The following is a 4,473-nucleotide window of genomic DNA, read 5'->3' as shown; positions in this document are numbered from 1 at the left end:
TGGATATACAGAATTCCGTCCGGGGCAGCTCAAGCTGATTGATGCGATGCTCGCAGGACGAGATGTCCTCGGTGTGATGCCGACCGGTGCGGGAAAATCCATTTGCTATCAGATGGCAGGAATGCTGCTGCGCGGCGTCACACTGGTCATTTCTCCGCTCATTTCCCTGATGCAGGATCAAGTGGCATCGTTGCAGCGGGCGGGAATTTCTGCCTGTTTTATCAATAGCTCGCAGTCGCCGGAGGAGCGAAGCCATGCTATTGCGGTAGCATCTGCGGGGCGATGCAAGCTCATTTATATCGCACCGGAGCGGCTGGAAATCCTGCGATTTCATGATGTATTGCAGCGGCTAAAGATTTCTATGGTTGCGGTGGATGAAGCGCATTGTATTTCCCAGTGGGGACATGACTTTCGCCCAAGCTATCGGAAAATACCGCAGTTTTTGGACAGCCTGCCGGAACGACCGGTCATTTCTGCGTTTACTGCGACGGCAACGGCGCAGGTGCGCGAAGATATTATCCAGTCGCTGCATTTACAGCATCCGGAACGATTGGTCACCAGTTTTGACCGTCCGAATTTATATTATGAAGTGCGCCGACCGCACGACAGAGAGGAGCAGCTGCTCCGCTTTGTGCAGGAACACAAAACCGAATGCGGCATTATTTACTGTCTGACGCGCAAAAAGACCGAAGAATTGGCACAATATCTGTGTGATAATCAGCTGCCTGCGGCGGCGTATCATGCGGGCTTGGACACGGAGACGCGCCGATCTGTACAGCAGAGATTTTTGAGCGGAGAACTTCCGGTCATCACAGCGACCAATGCGTTTGGCATGGGCATCAATAAAGCAGATGTTCGATATGTCATACATTTCGGTATGCCGCGCAATTTGGAGAGCTATTATCAAGAAGCGGGTAGAGCGGGACGCGACGGCAAACCTGCACACTGTCTCATGTTATTTGATGAAGCGGATATTGGACTGCATGAGTATTTGATTCGGCAGGATCCAGAAAATCCGGCACTGACCGATGAAAAAGTCGAGTGGCTGAAAAAACAAAATTTGCGAAGGCTGAATCAAATGAAACGATATGTGTTTACCGATCAGTGTCTGCGGCAGCATATTTTGGCGTATTTTGGACAGGAAGCGCCGGACTTTTGCGGACAGTGCAGCAATTGCGAGAGTACAAGCGTAGAAAAAGACATCACAATAGATGCACAGAAAATCCTGTCCTGTGTGTATCGCGTCAAAGAACAATGTGATGCCGAGCAGCTGTGCTGCATTTTGCGCGGCGAACCGGATACGGGATATGACAGCGTATCGACATTCGGCATTATGAAAACCAGCAGCCGCGAAGAAATTTTGACAGAGATTCATCGGCTCGTCAGCATTGGCTGCTTGGTGCGGCAGGAAAATCCCTCTCGCCTCAGCCTGACTGCGGCGGCAAAACCGATTTTGTTTGAGAAAAAGCCAGTGACCATTCGAGTGCGGGCGGATATATCGGCGCAGGAGCAGCGAATGGTGCGCGAAAGCCGCACATCCAATGACCCAAAGTTATCGCGGAAGCTGCGGGAATTTCGCAAAGAAGTGGCAGTATTACAGGGAAAACCGGCATCCGCTGTCTTTTCGGACAAAATTTTGGAACAGTTGGTACAGCAGCGTCCGGAGACCATGGGACAGCTGGAATCAATCATAGGGCGTACACACTTGCGTCAGCGGGACAAAGACAAGCTGCTGCAAATGTTACGAGATCATTAAAAATGCAAAAAAAGAGATGCAAATAGCAACCGCTTGTGGTATACTATGTATAAATCATCTGTACGAGGTGAAGGATATGAAAAAAGGATTATGGATTGCCGTTCTTTCGATGGGCGGCGTCATCGCAGCGATTGGCTCGGCACTGATTGCACTGGGTGTTGTCGGTGTAAAACAGGCAGACGATCTGGATGACGTAAAATTTTAATGGAATAACAACAAGTGGCAATGGAGCAGACGAAGGCGTCTGCTCTGTTTTTTTATGCGGGAAAGGGGAGCAAACATGACGCAGATGATGATTGGCGTGACGCCGCTGTATGACGTGCAACGCGACAGTATTTGGATGATTCCGGGGTATTTGGAGGGTATCACGCAGGCGGGCGGTATTCCGGTAATTTTTCCGCTGGACTGTGGCCCCAAACAGCTGCACCAGCTGTTTGACATGGTAGACGGTGTTTTGTTTACTGGCGGACAGGATGTTGATCCGGCGCTGTACGCAGAGAGCCGCAGAGACTACTGCGGGGAAATTTGCCAAAAGCGCGATATTATGGAACAGGAGCTGCTGCAGCTGTGCCGCATTCATCAAAAGCCGGCCTATGGCATTTGCCGCGGTATCCAGCTGTTCAATGTGGCGCTGGGCGGCACGTTGTATCAGGATTTGGAGCGGGAGATGTCATGCGAAATCAAGCATTGCATGGCGCCGCCGTATAACAGAGCGGTACACTGCGTACAGATTGACGGGGACAGCCTGCTGTATCGGATTCTGGGCGAGCAAAATATCGCGGTCAACAGCTATCATCATCAGGGCGTGCGCGAGCTGGCACCGGCACTCACTGCCTGCGCATGGTCGGCAGATGGACTGGTAGAGGCTGTGGAAGATCGGCGCCAGCCGTTTTTCTTGGCGACACAATGGCATCCAGAGCTGTTTTGGAAGCGGGATGAAAACAGCCGCAAGCTGTTTCGCGCCTTTGTCGATGCCTGCCGAGAAAACAGAAATCGCTTGGGATATATCGGGGGATGTGATATACTATAACCAGTAAGTATGCTGGGAGGAAGAGTAGAGATGAAAGTCAAGCGTATCCGTCTGATTTATTTCAGCGCGACCAATACCACACAGACGGTTGTGCGGCGCATTGGTGCGGCCATATCGAAATTGTTGGATATTCCTGTGCAGGAAGATGATTTTACACTGCCCAAAGCGCGAAAACAGGAGATTTTTTGTCAATCGGACGAGCTGGCGATTGTCGGCGTGCCGGTATATGCCGGTCGTGTGCCGAATAAGCTGCTGCCGTATGTGCGCGACGCCATTCACGGCAGCGAGACACTGGCGGTTCCGGTTGTCTTGTATGGCAATCGAGATTACGATGATGCCCTGATTGAGCTGCGCGATGTGTTGGAGTCCAATGGATTCCGCACGATGGCAGGTGCGGCGTTTGTCGGTGAGCATTCGTTTTCCAAAATTCTGGCGGCAGGCAGACCGGACGCAGAGGATTTGCAGCTGGCAGATACTTTTGCCAATCAAATCGTCAAAAAATTGGAGCAAATGCAGGAGCTTCCCAAGGAGTCGGTGCATGTCAAGGGCAATGTGCCGTACAGACCGTATTTTGCGCCGAAAAACGCGCGGGAATACCTCAAGGTCAAGCCGGTCGTGTCCGAAGCCTGTACAGGCTGTGGTCTGTGCGCCAAGCTGTGTCCGCTCGGCTCGATTGATGCCAATGACGTCAAGCAATATGTCGGACCGTGCATCAAGTGCGGCGCCTGTATCAAAAAGTGCCCCAAACAGGCGCGCTTTTTTGACAATGAGATTTATCTGTATCATAAGCACGAGCTGGAAAAGAATTTCCAGCGTCGGGCACATGTCGATTTGTTTTTATAAAAAGGATGCAAACTCTCGCAGAGCAGTGCTGTGGGAGTTTGCGTTGTTTTTGCCGGATTTTACATACATTTTACCTGATGATATGGCGGGATCTGTTAGACTTCTGCTATAATATGGCTAGATAGCGACGATAAAAATAGGAGGAACTGGTATGGATAAACTGTCCATTTATGTAGTAGAAGATGATGAGAGCATCCGCACGATGGTTGTCTATGCGCTCAATGGAAGCGGATATGACGCACAGGGATTTCCGGGCGGACGTTCTTTTTATGCAGCAGTAAATAAGCAGCGGCCGGATTTGGTGCTGCTGGATATTATGCTGCCGGGAGAGGATGGTCTGTCCATCCTCAAGCATCTGCGCGCCGCGCCGGAGACCAGCCAGCTTCCGGTTATTATGCTGACGGCAAAGACCACGGAGATGGATAAGGTGCGCGGTTTGGATCTCGGCGCAGATGATTATATCTCGAAGCCGTTTGGCATTTTGGAGCTGCTGTCACGCATTCGCGCGGTGGCGCGGCGAACGGTAGAGAGCGGCAAGAGCGCGGCGGTAAACGGTGCGCACAGCTATGATTACGGCAATGTCCATGTAGACGAAGATGGACACGTCGTCACGGTGGACGGCGAGGAAGTGCTGCTGACGCGCAAGGAGTTCCGTCTGCTGTGCGATTTGCTGCGCAATCAGGGACGCGTACTGACGCGCGACCAGATCATGGAACAGGTATGGGGCTTTGATTACGGCGGTGCGACGCGAACGGTGGATATTCACATCAATACGCTGCGCAAAAAGATTCACGATGACGGCACGATGATTCAGACCGTGCGCGGCATCGGCTATAAAATCGAC

5 protein-coding genes are annotated in these 4,473 nt (G+C 51.7%); all 5 read left to right on the top strand.

The window, feature by feature from the left end; translation table 11 throughout:
* Positions 1-1,756: DNA helicase RecQ (recQ, locus tag ACR0P9_RS08205; protein ID WP_432619091.1), on the top strand; the 1,756-nt coding region annotated here is incomplete at its 5' end.
* Between the two features lie 76 nt (positions 1,757-1,832).
* The gene (locus ACR0P9_RS08200) at positions 1,833-1,961 is read left to right on the top strand and encodes a hypothetical protein (protein ID WP_432619089.1); all 129 of its coding nucleotides are present in this window, start codon (positions 1,833-1,835) and stop codon (positions 1,959-1,961) included.
* Positions 1,962-2,036: 75 nt separating this feature from the next.
* On the top strand, positions 2,037-2,786 hold the full coding sequence (locus tag ACR0P9_RS08195) for a gamma-glutamyl-gamma-aminobutyrate hydrolase family protein (protein WP_432619087.1): 750 nt from the start codon (positions 2,037-2,039) through the stop codon (positions 2,784-2,786).
* 30 nt (positions 2,787-2,816) lie between these two features.
* A complete protein-coding gene (locus ACR0P9_RS08190) occupies positions 2,817-3,629 on the top strand; it encodes an EFR1 family ferrodoxin (RefSeq protein ID WP_432619085.1) in 813 nt (270 codons plus the stop codon).
* A 151-nt stretch (positions 3,630-3,780) separates the two neighbouring features.
* On the top strand, positions 3,781-4,473 hold a 693-nt coding region (locus ACR0P9_RS08185; protein WP_432619083.1), incomplete at its 3' end, for a response regulator transcription factor.

The organism is Butyricicoccus sp. (assembly GCF_050872565.1).
Classification (GTDB): domain Bacteria; phylum Bacillota; class Clostridia; order Oscillospirales; family Butyricicoccaceae; genus Butyricicoccus_A.
The sequence above is the reverse complement of the archived record's forward strand: the minus strand, read 5'-3'. Positions and strand labels throughout refer to the sequence as shown.

Bases quoted from the DNA above. Each gene is read 5' to 3' on its own strand.
- ACR0P9_RS08200 (WP_432619089.1), top strand. From the start codon at position 1,833: ATGAAAAAAGGATTATGGATTGCCGTTCTTTCGATGGGCGGCGTCATC.
- ACR0P9_RS08195 (WP_432619087.1), top strand. From the start codon at position 2,037: ATGACGCAGATGATGATTGGCGTGACGCCGCTGTATGACGTGCAACGC.
- ACR0P9_RS08190 (WP_432619085.1), top strand. From the start codon at position 2,817: ATGAAAGTCAAGCGTATCCGTCTGATTTATTTCAGCGCGACCAATACC.